Origin of the sequence: Streptomyces sp. NBC_00554 (assembly GCF_041431135.1) — a bacterium.
GTDB lineage: Bacteria > Actinomycetota > Actinomycetes > Streptomycetales > Streptomycetaceae > Streptomyces.
Map to the genome: position 1 here is coordinate 1,571,267 of NZ_CP107799.1, position 24,942 is coordinate 1,596,208.

General features: G+C 69.6%; 18 protein-coding genes. 9 read left to right on the plus strand and 9 right to left on the minus strand.

Features of this window, described 5'->3' with window-relative positions; translation table 11 throughout:
* Positions 1-24 precede the first annotated feature (24 nt).
* Together OG266_RS07085 and OG266_RS07090 are read right to left on the minus strand one after the other, a co-directional pair.
* The gene (locus OG266_RS07085) at positions 25-732 is read right to left on the minus strand and encodes a 4'-phosphopantetheinyl transferase (protein WP_371543856.1); all 708 of its coding nucleotides are present in this window, start codon (positions 730-732) and stop codon (positions 25-27) included.
* Positions 680-1,588, minus strand: a complete 909-nt coding sequence (locus OG266_RS07090) for a metallophosphoesterase (RefSeq protein WP_371543858.1) — start codon at positions 1,586-1,588, stop codon at positions 680-682. Before OG266_RS07090 ends, OG266_RS07085 begins: the two co-directional genes overlap by 53 nt.
* Before the next feature lie 265 nt (positions 1,589-1,853).
* On the opposite strand from OG266_RS07090, the gene OG266_RS07095 reads away from it, so the two are divergent.
* Positions 1,854-3,050 (plus strand): ATP-grasp domain-containing protein, encoded by a 1,197-nt coding sequence (locus tag OG266_RS07095; protein WP_371543860.1) that lies wholly within the window; start codon positions 1,854-1,856, stop codon positions 3,048-3,050.
* A gap of 133 nt (positions 3,051-3,183) precedes the next feature.
* Positions 3,184-4,869, plus strand: coding sequence for a fibronectin type III domain-containing protein (locus tag OG266_RS07100; RefSeq protein ID WP_371543862.1), 1,686 nt, complete (start codon positions 3,184-3,186; stop codon positions 4,867-4,869).
* A 52-nt stretch (positions 4,870-4,921) separates the two neighbouring features.
* Here OG266_RS07100 and OG266_RS07105 read toward each other — a convergent pair whose 3' ends face one another.
* Genes OG266_RS07105 through OG266_RS07115 form a run of 3 tightly spaced genes read right to left on the minus strand, consistent with a single transcriptional unit; the run spans position 4,922 to position 10,099 of the window.
* Positions 4,922-7,969 (minus strand): alpha-mannosidase, encoded by a 3,048-nt coding sequence (locus OG266_RS07105; protein ID WP_371543864.1) that lies wholly within the window; start codon positions 7,967-7,969, stop codon positions 4,922-4,924.
* Between the two features lie 28 nt (positions 7,970-7,997).
* The gene (locus OG266_RS07110; RefSeq protein WP_266473068.1) at positions 7,998-9,335 is read right to left on the minus strand and encodes a 6-phospho-beta-glucosidase; all 1,338 of its coding nucleotides are present in this window, start codon (positions 9,333-9,335) and stop codon (positions 7,998-8,000) included.
* Positions 9,332-10,099 carry a DeoR/GlpR family DNA-binding transcription regulator gene (locus tag OG266_RS07115; RefSeq protein WP_266473070.1) on the minus strand — a complete coding sequence of 256 codons (768 nt, stop codon included), beginning with the start codon at positions 10,097-10,099 and terminating at the stop codon, positions 9,332-9,334. Before OG266_RS07115 ends, OG266_RS07110 begins: the two co-directional genes overlap by 4 nt.
* Before the next feature lie 126 nt (positions 10,100-10,225).
* On the opposite strand from OG266_RS07115, the gene OG266_RS07120 reads away from it, so the two are divergent.
* The 7 genes from OG266_RS07120 to OG266_RS07150 all read left to right on the plus strand — a co-directional run bounded on the left by OG266_RS07120 (position 10,226) and on the right by OG266_RS07150 (position 20,916).
* On the plus strand, positions 10,226-11,233 hold the full coding sequence (locus OG266_RS07120; RefSeq protein ID WP_266473072.1) for a carbohydrate kinase family protein: 1,008 nt from the start codon (positions 10,226-10,228) through the stop codon (positions 11,231-11,233).
* Between the two features lie 102 nt (positions 11,234-11,335).
* Positions 11,336-12,622, plus strand: coding sequence for an ABC transporter substrate-binding protein (locus OG266_RS07125; RefSeq protein ID WP_371543866.1), 1,287 nt, complete (start codon positions 11,336-11,338; stop codon positions 12,620-12,622).
* On the plus strand, positions 12,622-13,572 hold the full coding sequence (locus OG266_RS07130; RefSeq protein WP_371543868.1) for a carbohydrate ABC transporter permease: 951 nt from the start codon (positions 12,622-12,624) through the stop codon (positions 13,570-13,572). Before OG266_RS07125 ends, OG266_RS07130 begins: the two co-directional genes overlap by 1 nt.
* Before the next feature lie 14 nt (positions 13,573-13,586).
* Entirely contained in the window at positions 13,587-14,426 is an 840-nt protein-coding gene (locus tag OG266_RS07135) for a carbohydrate ABC transporter permease (RefSeq protein WP_266473076.1), read from the plus strand.
* Entirely contained in the window at positions 14,423-17,344 is a 2,922-nt protein-coding gene (locus tag OG266_RS07140; RefSeq protein ID WP_371543870.1) for a glycoside hydrolase family 2 TIM barrel-domain containing protein, read from the plus strand. Before OG266_RS07135 ends, OG266_RS07140 begins: the two co-directional genes overlap by 4 nt.
* A 42-nt stretch (positions 17,345-17,386) precedes the next feature.
* Complete coding sequence (locus OG266_RS07145; RefSeq protein WP_371543871.1) at positions 17,387-19,231, plus strand: LamG-like jellyroll fold domain-containing protein; 1,845 nt, start codon at positions 17,387-17,389, stop codon at positions 19,229-19,231.
* Positions 19,232-19,251: 20 nt separating this feature from the next.
* Complete coding sequence (locus OG266_RS07150; protein WP_371543873.1) at positions 19,252-20,916, plus strand: PHP domain-containing protein; 1,665 nt, start codon at positions 19,252-19,254, stop codon at positions 20,914-20,916.
* A 108-nt stretch (positions 20,917-21,024) separates the two neighbouring features.
* On the opposite strand, the gene OG266_RS07155 is transcribed toward OG266_RS07150, so the two are convergent.
* The 4 genes from OG266_RS07155 to OG266_RS07170 are packed head-to-tail and all read right to left on the minus strand — an operon-like array spanning position 21,025 to position 24,833.
* Positions 21,025-21,480, minus strand: coding sequence for a MaoC family dehydratase (locus tag OG266_RS07155; RefSeq protein ID WP_326719464.1), 456 nt, complete (start codon positions 21,478-21,480; stop codon positions 21,025-21,027).
* 14 nt (positions 21,481-21,494) lie between these two features.
* The gene (gene menE, locus OG266_RS07160) at positions 21,495-23,000 is read right to left on the minus strand and encodes an o-succinylbenzoate--CoA ligase (protein WP_371543875.1); all 1,506 of its coding nucleotides are present in this window, start codon (positions 22,998-23,000) and stop codon (positions 21,495-21,497) included.
* Positions 23,001-23,040: 40 nt separating this feature from the next.
* On the minus strand, positions 23,041-23,916 hold the full coding sequence (locus tag OG266_RS07165) for an amidohydrolase family protein (RefSeq protein WP_266473083.1): 876 nt from the start codon (positions 23,914-23,916) through the stop codon (positions 23,041-23,043).
* Positions 23,916-24,833 carry an SDR family NAD(P)-dependent oxidoreductase gene (locus OG266_RS07170; RefSeq protein ID WP_371543877.1) on the minus strand — a complete coding sequence of 306 codons (918 nt, stop codon included), beginning with the start codon at positions 24,831-24,833 and terminating at the stop codon, positions 23,916-23,918. Before OG266_RS07170 ends, OG266_RS07165 begins: the two co-directional genes overlap by 1 nt.
* Positions 24,834-24,942: the final 109 nt, after the last annotated feature.

Genomic DNA, 24,942 nt, shown 5'->3' on the forward strand with positions numbered 1-24,942 from the left:
AACCGCCTCAGCCATGCAGCTCGGTCACCGCGAGCCGCCCGACCCGTGCGGCACAGTCACCACCGTCGCGGCCAGGCCCCGCTGGACGGTCCAGCGCCCGTCGAAGTACCTGACGCGGTCGCCACCGACCAGCGGGCCCGGTACGAGGAGTTCCGCGCGCAGTCTCCCCGACAGGACGGGGCCGCCGCCGGACCCGGGGTCCAGGAGGAGGTCGATGTCCGCCTCGGAGAAGTCCAGCCACTTCCCGGTGAGCGGGAACCACGCCTTGTAGACCGACTCCTTGGCGCTGAACAGCAGCCGGTCCCAGTGGACGGCGGGCATCCGGGCGCCGAGGCCGGCCAGCCTGTCGACCTCGGTGGGCAGGGCCACGGCGTCGAAGACACCCTCGGGGAGCGCCAGGTGGGGTTCGGCGTCGATGCCGAGGGAGGCCAGGTCGGTGGCGCGGGCCAGCGCGGCGGCGCTGTAGCCCTCGCAGTGCGTCATGCTGCCGATCAGGCCCGCGGGCCACTGCGGGGCGCCGCGCTCGCCGGGCAGGATGGGCGCCGGGGCCACGCCGAGCTTCTCCATGGCGCGCCGGGCGCAGCCGCGCACGGCGGTGAACTCGCGGCGCCGCTTCTCCACGGCCCGGGTCAGGAGCGCCTGCTCCTCGGGGTACAGGGTCGTACCCTCGGCCCCGTCGTCACCGTAGGTCTCCACAGCCACGACGGACTCCGGGAGCAGCTCCTCGATCACCGGTTCCGACCTCCATCGGCAGAATGCGGCGCAGCGTACCGGGCGGTTCCGGGCGGGTGCGCCACTCGCGGGGGTAGCCCACGGACACCTCTTCGAAGCGGACGCCCTCGTGCCAGGTGGTCCGTGGGATGTGGAGATGACCGTAGACCATGGTCTCGATGCGGAATCTGCGGTGCCAGTCGGCGGTCAGTGTGGTGCCGCACCACATCGCGAACTCGGGGTAGCGCAGGACGTCCGTCGGGTGACGGTCCAGCGGGTAGTGGTTGACCGGGATCACGGGCAGGTCGTCGGGCAGCTCGGCGAGTCTGCGCTCGGTCTCGGCGACCCGGGCCCGGCACCAGGCCTCGCGGCTCGGATAGGGGTCGGGGTGCAGGAAGTGCTCGTCGGTGCAGATCACCCCGGTGCCCTCGGCGTAGGCGAGGCCCTCGTCCTTGGTCGTGCAGCCCTTCGGCAGGAACGAGTAGTCGTAGAGCAGGAAGAGCGGTGCGACGACCGCGGGGCCGCCCGGACCGTCCCAGACCGGGTACGGATCCTCGGGGGTCGTGACGCCCAACTCCCGGCACAGGGCGACGAGATGCTCGTACCGGGCGACGCCGCGCAGCTGCACCGGGTCCTTCGGGTGGGTCCACAGCTCGTGGTTGCCGGGCGCCCAGATCACCTTGCGGAAACGGCCGCTGAGCGTTTCGAGGGCCCAGTGGATGTCGGCGACGCTCTCGCTGACGTCGCCGGCCACCAGGAGCCAGTCGTCGTCCGACTGGGGACGCATCTTCTCGACGAGGGCGCGGTTCTCGGCGTATCCGATGTGCAGATCGCTGATGGCCAACAGTTGTCCCGAACGGCCGGCCTTCGACTCCACCCTCGCCCCTTCCACGAACACGACTGGCCTCACGAGAACACATCCCGCCGAGCCCGGACAAGAGCGTCCCGCGGTGCCCGGGGTCCACAATTCGGGAATCCGTAACACGCCTGTAGCGCCACACCCGTCCCGCGCCCCTTATGATCGCCCCTAACACCACCGCCCTGAACCTCCCTCGGGTGTGCGACGGCCTGGTGCACCTCCCCCTCCCCTGGCCGGGCACGGCCTGCTCCGCTGTGCCCGGAAACCCCGAAAGGCGGCCTGCATGGGTTCTCGCGTACGCGTCTGGCTCAACCGCACGTACGCGGAGAACGTGTTCTTCATGGATCAGCTGCGAAGTAATCCGCAGCGCCGACCGGTCGAGATCCATGCGACACACGGAGACGCCGACTCGCCCATCCTGGCCGCTGCCGACACCGCCGCCATGGAGCCCGAGGGTCTTTCCCGGGCCGCCTACGTCGAGTACGCCCTAGACCAGTGCGCCCGGCACGAGATCGATGTGTTCGTGCCCGTGCTGCACCAGTCGGCGATCGTGGCGCACCGCGCGGAGTTCGCCGCGCTCGGTACGGCCCTGCTCGCGCCGCCCGCCGAGGCCGTGGCCATCTTCCACGACAAGGTGACGGCGTATCAGGCGCTGCAGGCGATGGGCATTCCGGTGCCGCCGTGGTGGCGGGTGCGCAACGAGGAGGAACTCCTCGTCGCCGTCGAGGCGTTGGAGGCGGCGGGTCACAAGGCCTGCTTCAAGCCCGCGGCGGGAGCGGGCGGGGTGGGCTTCCGCGTCATCACGCGCGCCCCCTTCTCACTCAACCAGCTCAATGGTTTTCCCAGCCCGTACGTGCCGTTGAGCCTGGTGCAGGACGCCGTGCGCGGAGCCGAGAAGCCCGTCGACTGGCTGGTCATGCCGCTCCTGGCGGAGCCGGAGGTGTCCGTCGACTGCCTGACCGGGCCGGACGGCCGGGTCCGGATGGCGGTGGGCCGCACCAAGAACGGGCGCCGTCGCGGGTTCACGCTCCACCCCTCCTGGATCGACCCCGCGCGCCGGCTCGCGGAGGCGTTCGGGCTGCACTATCTGACGAACATTCAGTTCCGTATGTTCGGGGACGAGCCGGTCCTCATGGACGTCAACACCCGGCCGGCCGGCGGACTGCACCAGCTCGCACTGTGCGGGATCAACGCCCCTTGGGCGGCAGTGCAGTTGGCGCTCGGCGAGGAGACGGGCGAGGTGGTTCCGTCGATGCTCGGGCAGGACTACGCCGTGGTCACGGGACCGCGCCCGGTGCGTCCGGTGACGTTGCCGCAGCAGCGGGCCGAGACGCTGCCGGCGGTGCCCGCACCCGCCTCGGAGGCCACCATGGCAACGGGCGCGGAGACCACGACCGCACCGGCGACGGAGATCGCGCTCACGCCGACCATCACACCGGTCATCACACCGGCAGCCGCTTCCGCCACCGCACCCGCCTAGACCCGTACCGCTTCTCCACCTACCGGTCTGGACCAATTCACGCACAGCATCTTGACAGCGTGATTGGTCCATACCAACTTGGTTGCGCACCTTCAGCACTCCCGAATCACCCCCATTCCTTCAGGGAGATCGCGTGCGCATCGACTTCTTCAGGCGTTCCAGACGTCGCTTCTTCGCTCTGCTCGGCACCGCCGCCCTGGCTCTGGCCGGGGCGGTCGCCCTGCCCACCACGGCCCACGCGGCCAACATCCTCACCAACCCCGGCTTCGAGTCGGGCGTCCTCTCCCCCTGGTCCTGCACCGGGAACCTGGGCTCGATCGTCTCCACCCCCGTGCACGGCGGCACCAAGGCCCTTGCGGGGGCGGCGAGTTCGAGCAACAACGCCAAGTGCAGCCAGACCGTCGCCGTCCAGCCGAACACGGCGTACGCCCTGACGGGCTGGGTGCGCGGCAGCTATGTGTACCTGGGCGTGGAGGGCGGCGCCGCGACCTGGACGACGTCCACGGCGGCGTACAGCCAGCTCACCGTGAACTTCACGACCGGTGCCTCGCAGACCAGCGCCACGATCTACACGCACGGCTGGTACGGCCAGGGCACCTACTACGCCGACGACGTCAGCCTTGACGGACCGGGCGGCGGCGGTGGCTCGGACACCCAGGCGCCGACCGCGCCGACGAACCTCACCTCCCCCGCCAAGACCTCCTCCAGTGTGTCCCTGTCGTGGGGCGCCTCGAGCGACAACGTCGGCGTCACCGGCTACAACGTCTACAGCGGCGCCAACCAGGTGCTCACCGTGTCGGGCACGACCGCGACCGTGAGCGGTCTGTCGCCGAGCACGGCGTACACCTTCACCGTGCGGGCGCGGGACGCGGCCGGGAACGTCTCCGCCGCCTCCAACTCCCTTTCCGTGACGACGAACGCGGGCACCCCCGGCACCACCTTCAAGCAGGCGGCGCCGTACCTCTACCTCGGCTGGGGCGATCCGCCGGCCGTGAGTACCGTGATGAACTCGACCGGGATCAAGTGGTTCACGATGGCGTTCATCCTCTCCTCGGGCGGCTGCAGCCCGGCCTGGGACGGGAGTCGCGCGCTGACCGGCGGCAACGACCAGTCGGTCATCAACTCCATCCGCGCCGCGGGCGGTGACATCGTGCCCTCGATCGGCGGCTGGAGCGGCAACAAGCTCGGGCCGAACTGCTCGACGCCTGAGGCGCTGGCGGGCGCATACCAGCAGGTGATCAACGCTTACGGGCTCAAGGCGATCGACATCGACATCGAGAACACCGACGAGTTCGAGAACGAGGTCGTCCAGGACCGCATCCTCAACGCCCTGAAGATCGTCAAGGCGAACAACCCGGGGCTGCGCACGATCATCACCTTCGGTACGACGACGACGGGCCCGACCTACTGGGGCAACCGGCTCATCGAGCGTGCCTCGGCGCTGGGCGCCAACATCGACGTCTTCACGATCATGCCGTTCGACTTCGGCGGCGGCGCCGACATGTACGGCAACACGGTGAACGCCACCGAGGGGCTGAAGACCAAGCTGAAGTCCACCTTCGGCTGGGACGACACCACGGCGTACGCGCACATCGGGATCTCCGGCATGAACGGGCTCAGCGACCAGCAGGAGCTCACCTCACCGACGACCTGGACCCAGATCCGCGACTGGGCGAACTCGCACCACATCGCCCGGCTCGCCTTCTGGTCGGTCAACCGCGACCGGCCCTGCGCCGGTGGCGGAGTGGTCAGCAACTGCTCCGGCATCAGCCAGAACAACTGGCAGTTCACGTCCATCACGGCCGGCTTCACCGGCTGAAACGCACAAAAGAGGGTGCCCGGCCGATGGAGGCCGGGCACCCTCGTGTGTTCTACGGGCGCCGCGCCAGCCGCAGCGTCTGCACCTCGAACGGCCGCAGCGAGACCGCCACCGTGTCGCCGTCCACCGCGGCCTCGGCTCCCTCGAAGGGGCGCTCAAGGAGGTCGGTCAACTCGGCCCCGGCGAGCGGGAAACCGGTGCGCAGAACACCCTCCCCGCGACCGCCCCGGGACTCGTAGAGGCGTACGACGACATCGCCCGAGGCGTCATCGGCGAGCTTGACCGCCTCGATCGTCACGCCCTCACCCTCGACGGACACGACGGGTTCGGTCGGCCCGGCCTCCGCCACCCGCAGGGGCAGGTTGAGCGAGTAGCCCTCCGCGACCGCGTCCTCGATGCTCGCCCCGGGAAGGAGCGAGTACGTGAAGCGGTGCTTGCCCTGGTCGGCTTCGGGGTCGGGGACACGCGGGGCGCGCACCAGGGAGAGCCGGACGGTCGTCGTCGTACCGCCGTCCTCGCGGACCGTGCGGGAGACGTCGTGGCCGTACGTCGAGTCGTTGATGACCGCAACGCCGTAGCCGGGTTCGCCGATGTGCACCCAGCGGTGGCCGTACACCTCGAAGCGGGCCGCCTCCCAGCTGGTGTTCGTGTGGGTGGGGCGCTGGACGTGGCCGAACTGGATCTCGGCGGAGGAGTGCGGGGCCCGGATGTCCACCGGGAAGCCGGCCTTGAGGAACTTCTCGGCCTCGTGCCAGTCGATCTCCGTCTCGAAGTCGATGCGCGGGCTGCCCGCGCGGACGGTGATCGTCTGGACGATCCGCGACCCCTTGCCGAAGGCGCGCTCCACCCGGATCGCGCCGAGCAGCGGGTCCTCGTCGACGACCGTGATCGAGGCGGCGTCCAGGAGGTCCGTGTAGCGGTTCTTGTAGTGCTTGTCGACGTCCCAGGCGTCCCAGTAGTTGGGGAGGTCGCTGTGCAGGCGGAGCAAGTTGCCCTTGTCGGCGAGGACTTCGCGGTTCGCCTTGAGGTCGCGTACCGAGGCGAGCGTGCCGTCCTCCGCCAACTCGACGCGTACCAGGCCGTTTTCGAGGACGCGGCCGATGACCGTCACCGGGTGCGGGGACTCGGCGACCGCGAGGGGGGCGCTGCCGCTCGCCGGTACCTCCGCGTACATCGGGACGCCCGTGGACGTACGGACCACCTCGGCCCGGTCGTACGGACTCGTGTTGAAGACCCGGGTCTCCCCCGCGCCGAGCGCGGCCAGCGCCTCGGCCGTCAGCACCTCCAACTCCTCGGCCACGCGGGCGTATTCGGCCTCCGCCTCGCGGTGCACCCAGGCGATCGAGGACCCCGGCAGGATGTCGTGGAACTGGTGGAGCAGAACCGTCTTCCAGAGCCGGTCGAGCTTCTCGTACGGGTAGGAGTAGCCCGGCGCGTGCAGCGCGGCGGTGGTCGCCCACAACTCGGCCTCGCGGAGCCGGTGTTCACTCCTGCGGTTGCCCTGCTTGGTGCGGGCCTGGGAGGTGTAGGTCGCGCGGTGCAGCTCCAGGTAGAGCTCGCCGACCCAGACCGGGGCGTCCGGGTACTCCTCGCGCGCGGCGGCGAAGAACGCGTCGGGGTGCTCGACGACGACCTTCGCCGAACCCTCCAAGTCGGCCAGCCTGCGCGCCCGTTCCATGATCTCGCGGGTGGGACCGCCGCCGCCGTCGCCCCAGCCGAAGGGGGCGAGCGAGCGCGTGCCGCGGCCCTTGTCGGCGTAGTTGCGGACGGCGCGGGACATCTCCTCGCCACTGAAGCGGGCGTTGTAGGTGTCGACCGGCGGGAAGTGCGTGAAGATGCGCGTGCCGTCGATGCCCTCCCACCAGAAGGTGTGGTGGGGCAGCTTGTTGGTCTGGTTCCAGGAGAGCTTCTGGGTCAGGAACCACTCGTTGCCGGCGAGCTTGGCGAGCTGCGGGTAGGCGGCGTTGTAGCCGAAGGAGTCAGGCAGCCAGACACCCTTGGTCTCGACGCCGAAGTGCTCGATGAAGAACCGCTTGCCGTGGACGAGCTGGCGGGCGAGCGCCTCACCGCCGGGCAGGTTGCCGTCGGCCTCGACCCACATGCCGCCGACCGGCGCCCACTGTCCGCGCTTCACCGACTCCTGGATACGGGCCCAGACCTGCGGGTAGTTGTCGCGCACCCATTCGTACTGCTGGGCCTGCGAACAGGCGAAGATGAACTCCTCGTACTCGTCGGCGAGCGAGGTGACGTTCGAGAAGGTGCGGGACGTCTTGCGCTTGGTCTCGCGGATCGGCCACAGCCAGGCGGAGTCGATGTGCGCGTGGCCGACGCCGGAGAGGGTGTGGGCGCTGGCGTGCGCGGGCTTGGACAGTACGGGCACGAGGGCGGCGCGGACCTCGGCCGCCGAGCCGGAGATGTCGTCCAGGTCCAGGAGGTCCAGGGCGTGGTCGAGCGCGTGCATGATCTCGTGGCGGCGCGGGTCCTGCTCGTTCAGCTCCAGCATCAGTTCGCGCAGCACCTGGATGTCCAGGTCGAGGTGCCAGACCTCTTCGTCCAGGACGGCGATGTCGGCGCGGCGGAAGGTGTAGAGAGGCTTGTCGCCTGCCGTGAGGACGTCGCCGAGCGGGGTCGGACGGGCGAAGTCGTTGGCCAGGATGTCCGGGTTGGACGCCGCCTCGACCAGGTAGTCGATCTCCTCGCCGCCCGTCGCCGGGTTGGCGATCGCCACGTACTGGTTGAGCGGGTTGACCGCCTTCAGCGGGGTGCCGTCCGTGAGGTGGACGAGCGCCTCGGCCTGGTTGCCGGGCCAGTCGCCGGTGAAGCCGAGGTCGATGACGGCCTCGACGCGCTTGCCGGTCCACTCGGGCGGCACGGTGCCACGCATCCGGAACCAGGTGGTGCCCCACGGCGGGCCCCAGGGGGTGTCCATGGCGAAGGGCTTGTACGAGGCGGAGGCGGCCTCCTCGAACGGGACGGGCTCACCGGGAGCCTGCCAGGCCTCGACCTCGAAGGGCACGGACGCGGCATAGGTCGCGGGCTTGATGCGCTGGTCGTGGACGCGCGCGACGCGCTCCTCGATACGGCGGCGTTCGTCATGCATAGGAAGTCTCCAGGAAAGTGGAAAGCGCTTACTTAAGGTACGCCAAGCCTGGGTGGACCGAGGTGTAGCCATCGACCAGTCTGCGCGCGACGTTCACGGAGTCCACCAGCGGGTGCAGGGCGAAGGCCTTCACCGCGGTCGTGCGCGAGCCCGACTCGGCCGTGGCCAGGACCTCCCGCTCCACCGCCTTGACCGCGCAGACCAGTCCGGTGGCGTGGTCGGGCAGCGGGTCGACGGCGACGGGGTGCGCGCCGTTGGCGTCGACATGGCAGGGCACCTCGATGACGGCCTCGGAGTCGAGGACGGAAAGGGTGCCGCGGTTGCGCACGTTGAGGATCAGGGTGGTGCGCTCGTCGCGGGCGATGGCCCGCATCAGGGCGAGCGCGACCTTCTCGTAGCCGCCGGAGAGGTCGTCGGCGTCGCGTTCGCCCGCGTCGGCCACGTCCCGGTTCTCCGCCATGTAGGTGGCCTCGCGCTCGGCGCGTGTACGGTCCCAGGCGGTCAGCGCGGCGGCGTCCGGGCGCTTCATCTCGTCGTAGAACGCGGCCTGCTGGTCGCGCAGGAACGCCCCACGGGTCTTCTCCACCTGCTGGTAGGCCCGTACGGCCTCGCGGTTGAAGTAGTAGTAGTGCAGGTACTCGTTCGGGATCGCGCCCAGGGATTGGAGCCACTCCGGGCCGAAGAGCTTGCCCTCCTCGAAGGAGCCAAGCAGCTCCTGGTCGGCGAGCAGCCGCGGGAGTTCGTCGCGGCCCGCGACGCGCAGACCGCGTACCCAGCCGAGGTGGTTGAGGCCGACGTAGTCGATCCAGGCCTCGCGCGGGTTGGCGCCGAGGACCTGGGCGATACGGCGGCCGAGGCCGACCGGAGAGTCGCAGATGCCGATCACGCGGTCGCCGAGGTGGCGGGACATGGCCTCGGTGACCAGGCCTGCCGGGTTGGTGAAGTTGATGACCCAGGCGTCGGGGGCGAGGCGGGCCACGCGTCGTGCGATGTCTACGGCGACGGGCACCGTGCGCAGGCCGTACGCGATGCCGCCGGCGCCGACCGTCTCCTGCCCGAGGACACCCTCGTCCAGGGCGACCCGCTCGTCGGCCGCGCGCCCTTCGAGTCCGCCGACGCGGATCGCCGAGAACACGAAGTCGGCGCCGCGCAGGGCGTCGTCGAGGTCGGTGGTGGCGGTGACCTCGGGAGCGTCCGGGTCCCCGGCGGCCTGCTCGGCGAGCACGCGGGTCACGGCGGAGAGCCGTCCCGCGTCCAGGTCGTGCAGCACGACCTGGGTGACGCGGCCCTCGGCTCGGTCCCCGAGGAGCGCTCCGTACACGAGCGGCACCCGGAATCCGCCGCCACCCAGAATCGTCAGCTTCACGCTGTTTCCGCCTTTCCTGTCACGACCACTTGCACGCCCGCTTCCTCCAGGGAGGACCGCGTCGCCGCGTCCACCGGCGCGTTCGTCACCACCACGTCCAGGTCCTCGGGACCGCAGACCTTCGCCATGCCGGTCCCGGGGAACTTCGCCCGGTCGGCGAGCAGGACCACCCGCTCCCCCGCCTTGATCATGGCGCGCTTGACCGGCACCTCGACGACGGTCGTGTCCATCACCTGGCCGCCCGGCCGTATGCCGCTGGTGCCGAGGAAGACCCAGTCCGCGTGCAGCTGGCGCAGATTGTCCTCGGTGAGAAAGCCGACCAGGGAGCGGTACTCGCGGCGGACCATGCCGCCGAGCAGCACCAGCTCGATGCCCTCGTCGTCCACCAGCTCCTCGAAGACCACCAGATTGCTGGTGATCACGGTGATCCGGCGGCCGTGCAGCTGTCTGGCCAGCCGGTACGCGGTGGTGCCGATGTCGAGCAGGACGGACTGGCCGTCCTGGACCATCGACGCCGCCTTGGCCGCTATGGCGTCCTTCTCGGCCACGCGGACCTCGGCGACCTCGGCGAAGGGCTGGTCGCCCTCGTCCACGACGGCGCCGCCGTGCACCCGCGTCAGCAGCCCTTCCTCCTCCAGTCTCACCAGGTCACGGCGGACCGTGGCCGGGCTCACACCCAGTTGTTCGGAGAGATCGGTCACGGCCGCGGGGCCCCCTGAACGCAGGGCCCGCAGGATGAGTTGATGTCGTCGCTCTGCCAGCACGTCGTGAACAGTACTCGTCATTCTCAATCATTTCTATGCTCAGTTCTGCTCGACTATTGCCAAATGGCTGGAAGGCGCGCACGATCCTGTGCACCGCTTGCAGACTTTTGACGAGAGGAAGCGCTCGTGGGTGACGAACGGCCCGATGTACTGCTCACCGGGCTGCTCTTCTACGACCTGGTCCTCACCGGGCTGGGCAAGCCGCCGACCCCCGGCGAGGAGATCTGGACCGAGGGCATGGGCGTGAGCCCCGGCGGCATCGCCAACCTGGCCGTGGCGGCCTCCCGCTTCGGCCTGCGCACCTCCCTGGCCACCGTTTTCGGCGACGACTACTACGGCTCGTACTGCCGCACGGTCCTCGCCGGCCAGGAGGGCGTCGACCTCTCGCTCTCCCGCACCGCGGACGGCTGGCACACCCCGGTCACCGTCTCGCTCGCACACGGCAACGACCGCGCCCTGGTCACCCACGGCCAGGAACCGCCGTACTCGCAGGACGAGCTGATGGGCGACCCGCCCGAGGCGCGCACGGCCCTCGTGCACATCGAGGCCGAACCGCGCGCCTGGCTCGCCAAGGCGGCCGCGAACGGCACCCAGATCTACGCGGACGTCGGCTGGGACCCCACCCAGCAGTGGTCCACGGACCTCCTCGACCAGCTCTCCCTGTGCCACGCCTTCCTCCCCAACGAGGCCGAGGCGATGGCCTACACCCGCACCGACAGCGCGGTCGCGGCGCTCGGCACGCTCACCGAACTCGTGCCGGTCGCCGTGATCACCCGGGGCGGCGACGGCGCGGTCGCGGTGGACCAGACGACGGGCGAGTACGCCGAAGTACCTGCCCTGGACATCGATGTCCTGGACGCGACGGGCGCCGGGGACGTCTTCGGCGCGAGTTTCGTCGCGGCCTCGCTCGGCGGCTGGCCGCTGGAGGAACGGCTGCGCTTCGCGGTGCTCGCCGCCGGGCTCTCCGTGCAGCGGCACGGCGGCGCGCTTGCGGCGCCCGGCTGGTACGGCGTCCACCGCTGGTGGCACTCCCTCCAGGATCCCGAACTGCGGCGCGCGTACGGCTTCCTGGCCGAGCGGATCCCGGCCGACCCCGGCCCGCCCGTCCGGTACGCACCCGTCACCCCCCACTGAATCCGTCCGCACCACCTCGTCCCCCACTGAACCTTCTGATCGGCACCTCTCGTACAGAAAGCGCTTCATGGCGCTTCGAAGAACCGAAAGGCGGTGGGAGCTGTGCGGCTCTCACGAAGAGGCCTGCTGCGCGCGGGCCTGGCCGGTACGGCCGCCACCGCGCTCGGCGGCCTGGCGACCGGCTGTGCCGTTCCGACCGGCTCGACCGGTCGGAACATGGTCCTGTGGTACTGGAGCGGGGGTCTGAGCGACACGGTCGTGAAGAACGCCAAGACCCGTTACGACAGTTCGGTCGCTCTCGATGCCATCCAGATCGGCGGCCAGTACCGCTCCAAGCTCATCACCACCATCACCGGCCAGGCCCACATCCCCGACATCGCGGGGCTCAAGGGCGAGGACATGGCCGCCTACCTGCCGAACGCGGACCAGTTCATCGATCTGCGGACGCTGGGCGCGGAGAAGTACAAGAGCCAGTACCTGTCGTGGAAGTGGGACCAGGGCATCGCCGACGACGGCACGATGGTCGGCTTCCCGATCGACTGCGGCCCTGTCGCGCACTTCTACCAGTTCGAGGTGTTCCGCAAGGCGGGGCTGCCGTACGAACCGGCCGACGTGTCCAGGGAGTTGAACACCTGGGAGAACTTCTTCGCCGCGGGTGAGCAGCTCAAGAAGCGGATCCCGGGGACCATGCTCCTCACCGACGTCAACTCCGTCTTCGAGAACGTCGTACAGCAGGGTTCCCAACGGTACGTCGACAAGGACCGCCACTTCATCGGCGACCAGGAGCACGTACGCAACGCCTGGGCGCTCGCCGTGGAGGCCAAGCGTCGCGGGATCGTCTCCGACCTCGTGAACGGCACCCCGGACCAGCTGTCGGCCAAGCAGGACGGCAAGCTGCCCAGCGAACTGGGCGCCTCCTGGGCGGCCTTCGACATCAAGAACGGTGTGCCGAAGACCAAGGGCAGGTATCGGGTCGCCGACATGCCGGTGCGGCCGGCCAACAACGGCGGCTCGTTCCTGTCGATCACCAAGGCGTGCCGCGAGCCCGAGCAGGCCTTCCAGATCATCACCTGGATGCTCAACGCGGCCAACCAGGCGCAGGGTTACGTCGACGCGGGCCTCTTCCCCTCCACGCCCGCCTCGTACGGCCTGAAGCAGATGCAGGAGCCGGACGACTTCTTCGGCGGCCAGGTCACGACCGACATCTTCGGGCCCGCCGCGCAGAAGATCGCGGTCGCCTACAACAGCCCGTACGACATCGCGCTCGGGCAGCCCATCAAGGACGAGATCAAGAACGTCGGCGTCCTCGGCAAGGACCCCAAGAAAGCCTGGAGTGACGCCATGAGCAAGTGCCGTCGCATCGCGAAGCACCTGGGGGTGAGCTACTGATGGCCGTCATCGAGCAGACCCCGCCCATTGTGGCGCCGCCCTCCACGGCCGGGCCGAAGAAGGGCTGGCGCAAGTACTGGCACCTCTACGCCGCCATCTCCCCCTTCTACCTGATCTTCCTCGGCTTCGGCCTGTTCCCGGTCGGCTTCTCGCTCTATCTGTCCTTCCACCGCTGGGACGGCCTCGGCTCGATGGAGTGGGCCGGGCTCTCGCAGTACCAGTACCTGCTGAGCGACAGCGACTTCTGGAACTCGATCGGCAACACGATCATCATCTGGGCCCTTGCCACCTTCCCCATGATCTTCCTGGCGATGGTCACAGCCGTGATGCTCAACTCGGCGGTCCGCTTCAAGAACGTCTACCGGTTCGCGTACTTCCTGCCGAACGTCACTTCCGTCGTCGCCATCGCGATCGTCTTCGGCTCGATCTTCTCCACCAACTTCGGCATGGTGAACGCCGTCCTGGAGGCGGTGGGGATCGACCAAGTGGCCTGGCTGAACACACCGTGGGGCATCAAGGTCACCATCGCGGCGCTGATGACCTGGCAGTGGACCGGCTACAACGCCATCATCTTCCTCGCCGGGCTCCAGACCGTGCCGAGCGAGCTGTACGAGGCGGCGCGGGTGGACGGCGCCAACCCGATCCAGACCTTCTTCCGGATCACGCTGCCGCTGCTGCGGCCCACGCTGCTGTTCGTGCTCGTCGTCTCCACGGTCACGGGCCTGCAGAGCTTCTCCGAACCACAGGTGCTGCTCCAGACCTCGTCCAACGACTCGACGTTCGCGGGCGGTCCGGGCCACTCGGGCCAGACGATGGTCCTCTACTTCTTCCAGCAGACCTTCGACAACAACGACTTCGGGTACGGAGCCGCGGTGGCGTGGGGCATCTTCCTCGTCGTCGTCATCTTCTCGATCATCAACTGGCGCCTCGTGCAGCGCCGGGGCGACTAGGAAGGGCCCGCATCATGGCATCCATCAAGGGGTCCCACCGCAGAGGGATCGCGCTGCACCTCCCGCTGGTCATCGGCACGCTGATCTCGGCCTTCCCGTTCTACTGGGCCGTCATCATGTCGACGCACAGCTCGACGGAGATCTTCTCCTACCCGCCGAAGCTGCTGCCGGGCACGCACTTCCTGGAGAACGTCCGCAACCTCTTCGACGCCATCGACTTCTTCGGGTCGATGTGGAACTCGCTCCTTGTCGCGACGTCGGTGACCTTCCTGGTCCTGCTCTTCGACTCCCTCGCGGCGTTCGTCTTCGCCAAGTTCGAGTTCCCCGGCAAGGGTCTGCTGTTCGGGCTGCTCATGGTCATCTTCATGGTCCCGGCGCAGTTGTCGGTCATCCCGCAGTTCGTCCTCATGGCGAAGATCGGCTGGATCGGCTCGATGACCGCGCTGATCGTGCCTGCCGCGGCCAACGCCTTCGGCATCTTCTGGATGCGCCAGTACATGAAGACGGCCATCCACGACGAGCTGCTCGACGCCTCCAAGCTCGACGGCGCGAACTTCCTGCGCCAGTACTGGCACGTGGCGCTTCCGGTGGTCCGCCCCGGCCTCGCCTTCCTCGGCATCTTCACCTTCATGGGCCAGTGGAACGACTTCGCCTGGCCCCTGATCTCCCTCACCAACCCCGACAACGTGACCCTCCAGGTCGCGCTGTCCCAGCTCAACGGCACCCACGGCACCACCGACTACGGCATCGTGATGACAGGCGCCCTGCTCGCCCTCATCCCGCTGCTGATCGTGTTCGCGATCGGCGCCAAGCAGATCATCGGCGACCTCGCGAAGGGAGCCGTCCGCGGATGACCAACGATCCGCTGCTGGCCCTGCGCCCCTGGGAGTCACCCGAGGTGACTTCCTGGGGGCGCTTGCCCATGAACGCCGTCGACCGGCGCGCCCAGGCTCTCTCCCTCGACGGCGACTGGCGCTTCCAGCTCCTCCCGACCCCCACGGCTCCAGTGGGCGACGACTGGTCCTCGTCCCAGGTCCCCGGCGCCTGGACCCTCCAGGACACCGACGACCTGCCCTGGTACACCAACTCCCAGATGCCGTGGGGCGAGTTCCCGCCCGCGTCTCCGGCGGCCAACCCGACGGGCGTGTACGAGCGTGAGGTCGACGTTCCGGCCGAGTGGGCGGGCCGGCGGATCGTGCTCCAGGTGGGCGCCGCCGAGAGCGTGCTGCTCGTCCACGTCGACGGTCGGCCCGTAGGCGTCTCCAAGGACTCGCATCTGGCGGCCGAGTTCGACCTCTCCGCCGTCGTACACCCCGGCGCGTCGCACACCGTGCGGCTCACCGTGGTCAAGTGGTCGGACGCCTCGCACCTTGAGGACCAGGACCAGTGGTGGCACGGCGGCATCACCCGCCCCGTACTGCTGTACGCGACCGATCCGCTGTATCTGGCCGATGTGACCGTGCGGACCCGGCTCGACGGTGAGCTGCGGGTGGACTGCCAGGTGCGGCATGCCTCGGGCGCGCTCCCCGCAGGCTGGTACGTCACCGGGCAGCTGGAGACCCAACTCATCGCCCAGGACACGGAGTTCGACCGCTTCAACGAGGAGGACGGCCGCGTCTCCGACTTCCTCGGCGAGGTGCGTCTGAGCACGGTCGTCCGCGAGGTCCGCCCGTGGTCCGCGGAGACACCCGAGCTGTACGGGCTGACCGTCCGGCTGCACCGCGCCGACGGCTCGGTCGCCGACACCGCGCTCCACCGCATCGGCTTCCGCGAGGTCGAGATCCGCGGCAGGGATTTGCTCCTCAACGGCGAGCGGGTCTACATCCGGGGCGTCAACCGGCACGACTTCCATCCGCTGACCGGCCGGACGGTGTCGTACGACGACATGCGCGCCGATCTCGTGCTGCTGAAGCGGTTCGGGTTCAACGCGATCCGCACCGCGCACTACCCGAACGACCCGACGCTGTACGACCTCGCGGACGAACTCGGCTTCTATGTGGTCGACGAGGCGAACATCGAGGCGCACGACCACGCCCACGAGATCGCCGACGACCCGCGCTACACCAGCGCCTTCGTGGACCGGGTCACACGGATGGCGCTCCGCGACAAGAACCATCCCTCCGTCATCATCTGGTCGCTCGGCAACGAGTCCGACTACGGCGCCAACCACGACGCGGCGGCGGGCTGGCTCCGCCGCCACGACCCGACCAGGCCGCTCCAGTACGAGGGCGCCGCCAAGCTCGACTGGGCCGACCCGGCGCTCGCCTCCGACATCGCCTGCCCCATGTACGCGCCCATCGAGGACTGTGTCGCGCACGCCCTGTCCGGCGAGCAGACCAAGCCACTCATCCAGTGCGAGTACTCACACGCCATGGGAAACAGCAACGGCACGCTCGCCGACCACTGGGCCGCCATCGAGTCAACCCCAGGGCTTCAGGGCGGTTTCATCTGGGAGTTCTGGGACCACGGCATTCTCCAGCGTGTGAACGACGGAAGACCGGCCGGGCTCGGTGGCGCCGGGCTGTATGACAACGGTGTCGCCGCGCCGGGCCACCGCTGGGCGTACGGCGGCGACTTCGGCGAGACGATCCATGACGGCGTGTTCATCGCCGACGGGGTCGTCTTTCCCGACCGCACGCCCAAGCCGGTGATGTACGAGCACCGGGAGATCGCGGCGCCCGTTCGGCTGGCGTACGACCGCGACGGACTCCGGGTGACCAACCACCAGCACTTCCGCGGTCTGGAATGGCTGGCCGCCGAGTGGTCGCTCGCCCTCGCGGACGGCGGCACGCTCACGGCGCCGGCCGAGCTGCCCGCCGTACGGCCGGGCGGGACCGCGTCGGTGCCGCTTCCCTTCGCGCTGCCGGAGGACGGCGGCGAGGCCTGGCTCACGCTGCGGGTGACGACGGCCGACGACGAGTCGTGGGCGCCGCGCGGCACGGAGGTGTGTGTGCCGCAGGTGCGACTGCGGGCGGCGGATCCAGTGGCCCCGGTCTCGCCGAGAGGCACACCCGTCGAGGTCGACGAGGACGGCCTCCTTGTCCATCCGCTGCTCACGGCCGCCCCCGTGCTGTCGCTGTGGCGGGCACCGACCGACAACGACGTCCTCGGCGGCATGGCGGCGCGCTGGCAGGCGTGGGGGCTGGACGCCTTGGTACGCAAGGTCGTCGCCGTACGCCATGCGGGCGCGAGCATCACCGTGCTCGCCGAGTACGTCACCGAGGCCGGCCCCGTGCGCCACGAGCAGGTGTTCACACGCGTCCGGGGCGGCGTGCGCATCGAGGAGACGGCCGAACTGCCGGACGGGCTCGACGATGTCGCTCGGGTCGGCTCCGTCTTCGAGACCGTCGCCGGGCTCGACGTCCTCGCGTGGTACGGGCAGGGCCCCTGGGAGTCCTACCCGGACCGGAGCACGGGCGCGCCCGTGGGGCACCACTCCGTTCCCGTGGACGAGCTGTTCACCCCCTATCTGCGCCCGCAGGAGAGCGGCGGGCGGCACGGCGTACGGCACTTCACCCTGTCGGCGCCGGACGCCACGGGCCTGGCGGTGGACCTCGCGGAACCCTCCCAGGTCTCCGTGACCCGCTACCTGGCCGAGGATCTGGCCGCCGCCACACACCACGACGAGCTGGTGCCGCGGCCCGGCTGCGTCGTGCACCTCGACGCCGCTCACCGCGGCCTGGGCACCGCCTCGTGCGGGCCCGACACCTCGCCCTCCTACCTCGTCGCGGCCGGTACCCACCGCTGGTCCTGGACGCTGCGCGTGCTCTGAACTCGCGTGTGATCCCCCAACTCTTCGATGGAGCAAGCAGACGTGTGTACTTCGCATGGCCAGACGGAGGCCGAACAGGCCGGCGCCGGCCGCCGCAACTTCCTGCGGGCCACGGCGCTGATCGGCGCGGCCTCGGCGGTCTCACTGCCCGCGGTCACCACCGCGCAGGCCGCACCCGCCTCCGCGGAATCGACGTGGCGGCCCGACTCCGAGAGCCGCCGCTTCACGCTCGCCGTGATGCCCGACACGCAGTACCTCTTCGACGGGGCGAGCATCAACCCGGCTCCGATCGAGGCGTCGCTCCGCTACCTCCTGGAACACGGCAGGGACGACAACATCGTCTTCCTGTCGCACCTGGGCGACATCACGGAGAACGGCGCGAAGGCCGAATTCGACGCGGCGGGCAAGGCGTTCGAGCTGCTCGACAAGCGGGGCGTGGGCTACAGCGTCCTCGCGGGCAACCACGACATCAGGTCGTCCACGGACGACCAGCGCGGCTCCACCCCGTACCTGGACGCCTTCGGCCCGCAGCGCTTCGCGGGCAAGCGCACCTTCGGCGGCGCATCGCCGGACGGCTACAACACCTTCCACCTCTTCAAGGCCGCCGGCCGGGAGTGGCTGGTCCTCGCCCTGGACTGGCGGCTGTCGGCGAAGGGGTACGCATGGGCCAACGACGTCATCGCCCAGCACCCGAAGACGCCCGTCATCCTCACCACGCACGAGCTCGTCTACGGCGACGACGCCCTCTCCGCGTACGGGCAGCAGCTCTGGGACCAGCTGATCCGTGACCACGACCAGATCTTCCTCACCCTCAACGGGCACTACTGGCCCGCCGCCCGCGCCACCCGCAAAAACGCGGCCGGGAACGACGTACACCTGCACCTGACGAACTATCAGAACCGTTACTACGGCGGCGCGGCGATGATCCGCCTCTACCACTTCGACCTCGACCGCGACACCATCGACGTCGAGACGGTCTCGCCGTGGATCCTTGGCCGGGCGGCCAAGGGGCTCAACGAGCTGGAGCGCCAGGAGATGGAACTCAGCGGCGACGCCGACCGGTTCTCGGTCGACATCGACTTCGAGGAGCGCTTCTCAGGCTTCGCACCGGAGCCCGCGCGCCCGTCCCGGCCCGCCTCGAAGATGCTGGTGCGGGGCACGGTCGCCTACTGGCGCTTCGACGGACACGAGGACGGCAGCGCGGTCGAGGGAACCGTGCGCGACCTGTCCGGGCACGGCAACGACCTCACGCTGGTCAAGGTCGGCGACAGCTCCCTGACCTTCTCGTCGGCCCATCACCCGGACCAGCCGGGCCACGGCAGCATCAGCTTCCAGGGCGGCAAGCCTCCGCTGAAGGGGGCCTACCTGCGGACGATCGACGGTGCTCCCCTCAACTCGGCCACCTTCAAGCGTGGTTACACCATCGAGGCCTTCTACCAGGTGCCCGCCGACTGGGACGCCTCGCGCAACGCCTGGGCCGGGCTGGTCAGCCGCACCGGCACGGGCGGTGGCGCGGGCAAGACCGAGGGGGACCCGGACGAGCCGCTCGCCACACTCTCGCTGTCCGACGGACCCGGCCCGCAGTGGGCGGCGCGGCCCCTCAACCAGCAGGGCATCGCGACCAACTGGGGCGACGAGACGGCCCGGGAGCAGTGGTGGCACGTCGCCGTCGTCAACGACGGGTCGCACACCACGATGTACGTCCAGGGCTGCCCCGTCGCCCGCAATCCCACCGCGGTCGCCGTCGGACTCACCTCCCTCGGACTGCCCTGGCTGCTCGGCGGCTACGAGTACGCGGGGAAGATCGACCAGATCCTGTACGGCCGGCTCGGGGACGTCCGGATCGTCGAACGCGCCCTGCCCGTCACGTCGTTCATGAACCACTGACCCGAGGGACTCACACCGTCATGACCGAGCAGCAGCTGCCCGTCTGGGCCGATCCGTCCGTCTCGCCGTCCCGCCTCGACGCACAGGGTGTCTCCAGACGCCAACTCCTGCGCCGGGCAGGCCTGTTCAGCGCCGCGTTCGCCGCCGGTTCACTGGCGACCCCCGCGGCCGCTCACGGGCAGGGCCTCGGCGGCAACGACCCGCGCCTCGCCTATCTCGTCGGCGACCACCACATCCACACGGTCTACAGCCACGACGCGAAGTACACGTTCTCCCAACTCGCCGCCGCGGGCGCCGAGTACGGCCTCGACTGGATGGTGTTCACCGAGCACTCCAACTTCGGGCACGCCCAGTACGGTGCTCCGCTGGAACGCAAGGAGATCCTCGAGGCGCGCGCCGAGAACCCGCGCCAGCTGATCTTCCAGGGCCTGGAGTGGTACATCCCTGCCGCCGAGCACGCCACGGTCTTCGCCGCGCCCGGCCGCCACGAGGTGGACCTGCTCACCCGGTTCGAGCTGGCCTACGACGGCAAGCTGCTCGGCTACACCGACGGCGCCGCCGACAACCCGAACACGGCACGCAACCAGGCACACGCGGTCAAGGCCATCAAGTGGCTGGCCGAGCAGCGCCGTACCGGTTACGTCGACGATGTGCTGGTCCTCGCCAACCACCCGATGCGCCTGGGCATCGACTCCCCGTACGAGATGCGCGACTGGCGGGACGCGGCGTCCGAGATCATGATCGGCATGGAGGGCGCTCCGGGCGCACAGGGCGCGGCCATCCCCGGCTGGCGCGGTACGACCTCGATCCGCGGCGAGTACGAGAACAAGCCGTCCGCGCAGTCCTGGCCCGGCTACCCGGCGGACGCCTACCTCACCTACGGCGGCTTCGACTGGGCGACCGCGACGGTGGGCGGCCTCTGGGACGCCATGCTCGCCGAGGGCAAGCTGTTCTCGGTCACCACCAACTCCGACGCCCACCGCATCGTGTTCGACACCTGGAAGAACGGCGACTGGGCGGCCGGGCAGAACTTCGACAACACCGGCAAGCTGCCGGACCCGGTGAACACCGACACCCCGCAGCCCGGCAGCGACTTCTGGCCCGGCCAGTTCAGCCGCACCCATGTGGGCGTGACCCGCTACGGCTACCGCTCGGTGATGGCGGGCCTCCGTGCCGGCCGGGTCTGGCTCGACCACGGGCACCTGATCGACGGACTCGACGTCCGGCTGAAGCGGGACCGCGACCAGGGCCGGGGCGTGACGATGGGCGGCCGCCTACGCGTCCGCAAGGGCGACAAGCTGACCCTGTCGGTCACGGTGACGAGCGCATCCCGCCCCAACCCCCAGGGAATCCTGCCCGAGTTGGCCCATGTCGACGTGATCCGCGGCGCCGTACGCGGACCCGCCGCCCGCGACGACTGGAAGGCACCCGACACCAAGGTGGTACGCACCGTGGACGTCAGCGGCCGCAAGGGGACGTACACCCTGCGCATCCCGCTGGTCGCAGGCGACGAGTCCTTCTACGTCCGCCTGCGCGGCAGCGACGGCAACCGCAATGGCACGGGGTATCTGGGCGCCACCGTCGACCCGCACGGCCCGATCACCCACGCACCGGGGAACGGCGACCCGTGGGCAGACACATGGTTCTACGCGAACCCGATCTTCGTGGACGTGGCGGGAGCTTGAGCTGCACCCCGCCAGGGGCGCGGGGCTGCATTCAACATGCGGCTCCGCCGCGTGGGCGCGACCAGCCACGACGGGCCCGCGGATCCCCACGCCCTCGCAGCGGAGCGCCTACGCGTAGAACCTGGACAGGCTCTGGAGGACGGCGGCGGGCTTCCCCCCGCCGTCGATCTCTATCGTGCCGTCGACGGCGACCTGGACCCCACCCGGCACATCCTCGACCGAGGCAAGCTTCGCGACCAGCCGGATCCGCGAGCCCACCTTCACCGGCGAGGGAAACCGCACCTTGTTCAGCCCGTAGTTGACCTTCGTCGACACGCCCTCGACGTCCAGCAGTTCGGTGAAGAGCGGGATGAAGAGGGAGAGGGTGAGATAGCCGTGGGCGATTGGCGCGCCGAAGGGGCCTGCCGCCGCCTTCTCCGGGTCGACGTGGATCCACTGGTGGTCGCCGGTCGCGTCGGCGAAGGTGTCGATGCGCTCCTGGGTGATCTCGATCCACTCACTGGTGCCGAGGTCGCTGCCGGCCAGCTTCTTGAGTTCGTCGAGGCCGTTCACGGTGATGGTCATGTGCGGTTCCCTGTCTAGGAGTTGGTGCCGTACCGCGAGCGGACACGGGCCTTGAGGAGCTTCCCGGAGGCGGTGCGCGGGAGTTCGTCCGCGACGACCACCGACTTCGGGATCTTGTATTTGGCGAGGCGTCCGGCGAGCGACGCGAGGATGTCGTCCGGGTCGAGTTCGACGCCCTCGCGGGCGACGACCACCGCGCGCGGCACCTCGCCCCACTTGTCGTCGGCGACGCCGATGACCGCGCATTCGACGATGTCGGGATGGGCGAGGAGCAGATCCTCGATCTCGGCGGGGTAGATGTTCTCGCCACCCGAGATGATCATGTCCTTGATGCGGTCCACGATGAAGACGTAGCCGTCCTCGTCGATCCGGGCGGCGTCCCCGCTGCGGAACCAGCCGTCGGCGAAGACCGCGGCCGTCTCGTCCGGCAACCCCCAGTACCCGGGCATCACATGGGGCCCGCGCACGACCACTTCGCCCGTCTCGCCGACCTCGGCCGGCGCGAAGTCCGGCCGCACGACGCGCACATCGCTGAAGAAGTGCGGCACCCCCGCCGAACCCGCCTTGCTCACCGCGTGTTCGGCGTCCAGGAAGAGCGTGCCGGGCGCGGCCTCGGTCATGCCGTACCCCTGGAGGAAGGTGAGCCCGCGCTCCTGGTAGGCGGCGATCAGCGGCGTCGGCACCGGCGACCCGCCGCAGGTGAGAATCCGCAGCGACGACAGGTCGGCGTCGGCCCAGCGCGGCTGCCGGGCGACCTGGTCGAACATCGTCGGTACGCCGAACATGAAGGTGATGCGGTGCCGTTCGATCAGGTCGAGGGTGGCCGCCGGGTCGAAGCTCTCGACCAGGACGCAGGTGCCGCCCTTGAGCAGCACCGGCAGGGTGAGCATGTTGAGCCCGGCCGTGTGGAACAACGGGGCGGAGACCAGGGCGCGTTCGTCGGCGATCAGGTCGGTGTCCACGAGGACGTTGATCGCGTTCCACGTCAGGTTGCCGTGCGTGAGCATCGCGCCCTTGGGGCGGCCCGTCGTGCCCGAGGTGTACATGATAATGCAGGTGTCGTCGGCGGTGACGGGCTGGTCGACCGGCTCTTCGGACGCTCCGTCGATCAACTCCTCGTACCGGGCGCCGACTTCGACGTACGTCCGCACGTCCGCGTTGCCGGGCAGACCGGCGACGAGTCCGGCCAGCGTCGGCGCGTACACCAGGGCCTTGGCTCCCGAGTCGCGCAGCTGGTAGGCGATTTCGGGTCCGGCGAGGCGGGGGTTGAGCGGGACGAAGACCGCGCCGAGGGTGCCCGCCGCGAAGAGGGTTTCGAGGTAGGACGGGTGGTTGGGGCCGAGATAGGCGATGCGGTCGCCGCGGCGGAGGCCGAGGGCGCGCAGGGCCTGGGCGAGGCGGGTGGTGCGCGCGTACAGCTGCGCGTAGGTGGCGGCGGTGTCCCCGTGGATCAGGGCGGTGCGTTGGGGGGTCTTGCGGGCCCGGCGTGCGGGCCATGACCCCAGTCCCTCGTTGCGCATCGTTGCGCCCCTTTGCGAGTTCCGGATACGAGTCGGGGGGTTACGGTTTCGTCAGCCCGAGCAGCCGGGCCGCATTCTCCTTGAGGATCTTCGGCCTGACCTCGTCCTTGATCGGCAGCTTCTCGAAGTCGGCGAGCCAGCGATCCGGGGTGAGTACGGGGAAGTCGGAGCCGAACAGCACCTTGTCCTTGAGCAGCGTGTTCGCGTACTGCACGAGCTGCGGCGGGAAGTACTTCGGCGACCAGCCGGACAGGTCGATGTGCACGCCCGGTTTGTGCGTGGCGACGGCGAGGGCCTCGTCCTGCCAGGGGAAGGACGGGTGCGCCAGGATGATCTTCAGGTGCGGGAAGTCGGCGGCGACGTCGTCCACGTGCAGCGGGTTCGAGTACTTGAGCCGGATGCCTCCCCCGCCGGGCACTCCGGCGCCGATCCCCGTCTGCCCCGTGTGGAAGAGGGCGATGGTGCCGGTCTCCTCGATCACCTCGTACAGCTCGTACGCCACTGATCTGTCGTTGGGGAAGAAGCCCTGGATGCTGGGGTGGAACTTGAAGCCCTTCACCCCGTACTCCTCGACCAGACGGCGGGCCTGCTTGACCCCGGCCTTGCCGCGGAAGGGGTCGATGGAGGCGAAGGGGATCAGTACGTCCGAATTGGCGGCGGCCGCCTCGGCGACCTCCTCGTTCGGGACGGGCTCGGTGCCGGTGGCGGACTCGGCGTCCACCGTGAAGATCACGGCGGCCATCTTCCGCTCGCGGTAGTAGGCGGCCGTCTCCTGAAGGGTCGGCTTCCGCTTGCCCTCGACCTTGAAGTAGGCGCTGGAGGCGTCGTGCAGGTCCTCGTCGAGCGAGGAGTGGCCCTTCGACGACACCTCGGCGTGGGTGTGGACGTCGATCGCGACGAGTTCGTTCAGGTCCATCACGCCTCCGGAAGCTTCGGCGCGGGGATGCCGACGGTCTGCGGTTCGGCGCCGACCGAGGTGTGCCAGGCGTCGGCGAGGGTGTCGGGGGTCCAGCCGCCGTCCGCGTACGCCGCCTTGACCTCCTGCGGATGCGACCAGAGTGCCACCTTGTCGCCGCCGATGCCGATGGCCTGCCCGGTGACCCCGCGGGCGGCCTCGGAGGCGAGGAAGGGGACGAGGGCCGCGCAGTCCTCGGGGGTGCCGAAGCCCTCGCCCTTGCGGAGGAAGTCGGGCAGCGGCTCGCCGCGGTGCATGGCCTCGATGTAGGGGGCGAAGGCCGGGATGGTCTCGGTCATCGCGGTCGCGGCGACCGGGACGATCGCGTTGACGGTGATGCCCGCGCGGCCCAGCTCCATCGACCAGGTACGGGCCATGGCGGCGATGCCCGCCTTCGCGGCGGCGTAGTTGGTCTGGCCGAAGTTGCCGCGCTGCCCGGCCGGCGAGCCGACCAGGATCAGGCTGCCGCCCTCACCCTGCTCCCGCATCCGCACGGCGGCGGCGCGGGCGCAGGTGAAGGTGCCCTTGAGGTGGGTGGTGATCACCGCGTCGAAGTCCTCGTCGGTCATCTTCCACAGGACCTTGTCGCGGAGGATGCCCGCGTTGGTGACCAGGATGTCGAGTCGTCCGAACTCCTCGACGGCGCGGCCGACCAGACGGTCGGCGGCCTCGCTGGTACCGACCGGAACCACCTCGGCCACGGCGGTGCCGCCCGCCTCGGTGATCGCCTTGACCGCCTGCTCGGCGACGGCCTCGTCCACGTCATTGACGACCACGGAGGCGCCGGCGGCGGCGAGAGCGTGCGCATAGGCCAGGCCGAGGCCACGGCCGGAGCCGGTGACAACGGCGACCTTGCCGGTGAGATCGATGCTGGGCACGACGGGGTCCCTTCGAGAAGCAGATGCAGAGGCGGCTACGAGATCGAAGCTAAGAGCAATAATTGTTGACGTCAATAGTTGTTGCCGACTCAGCTTTGCGTCATGCTGT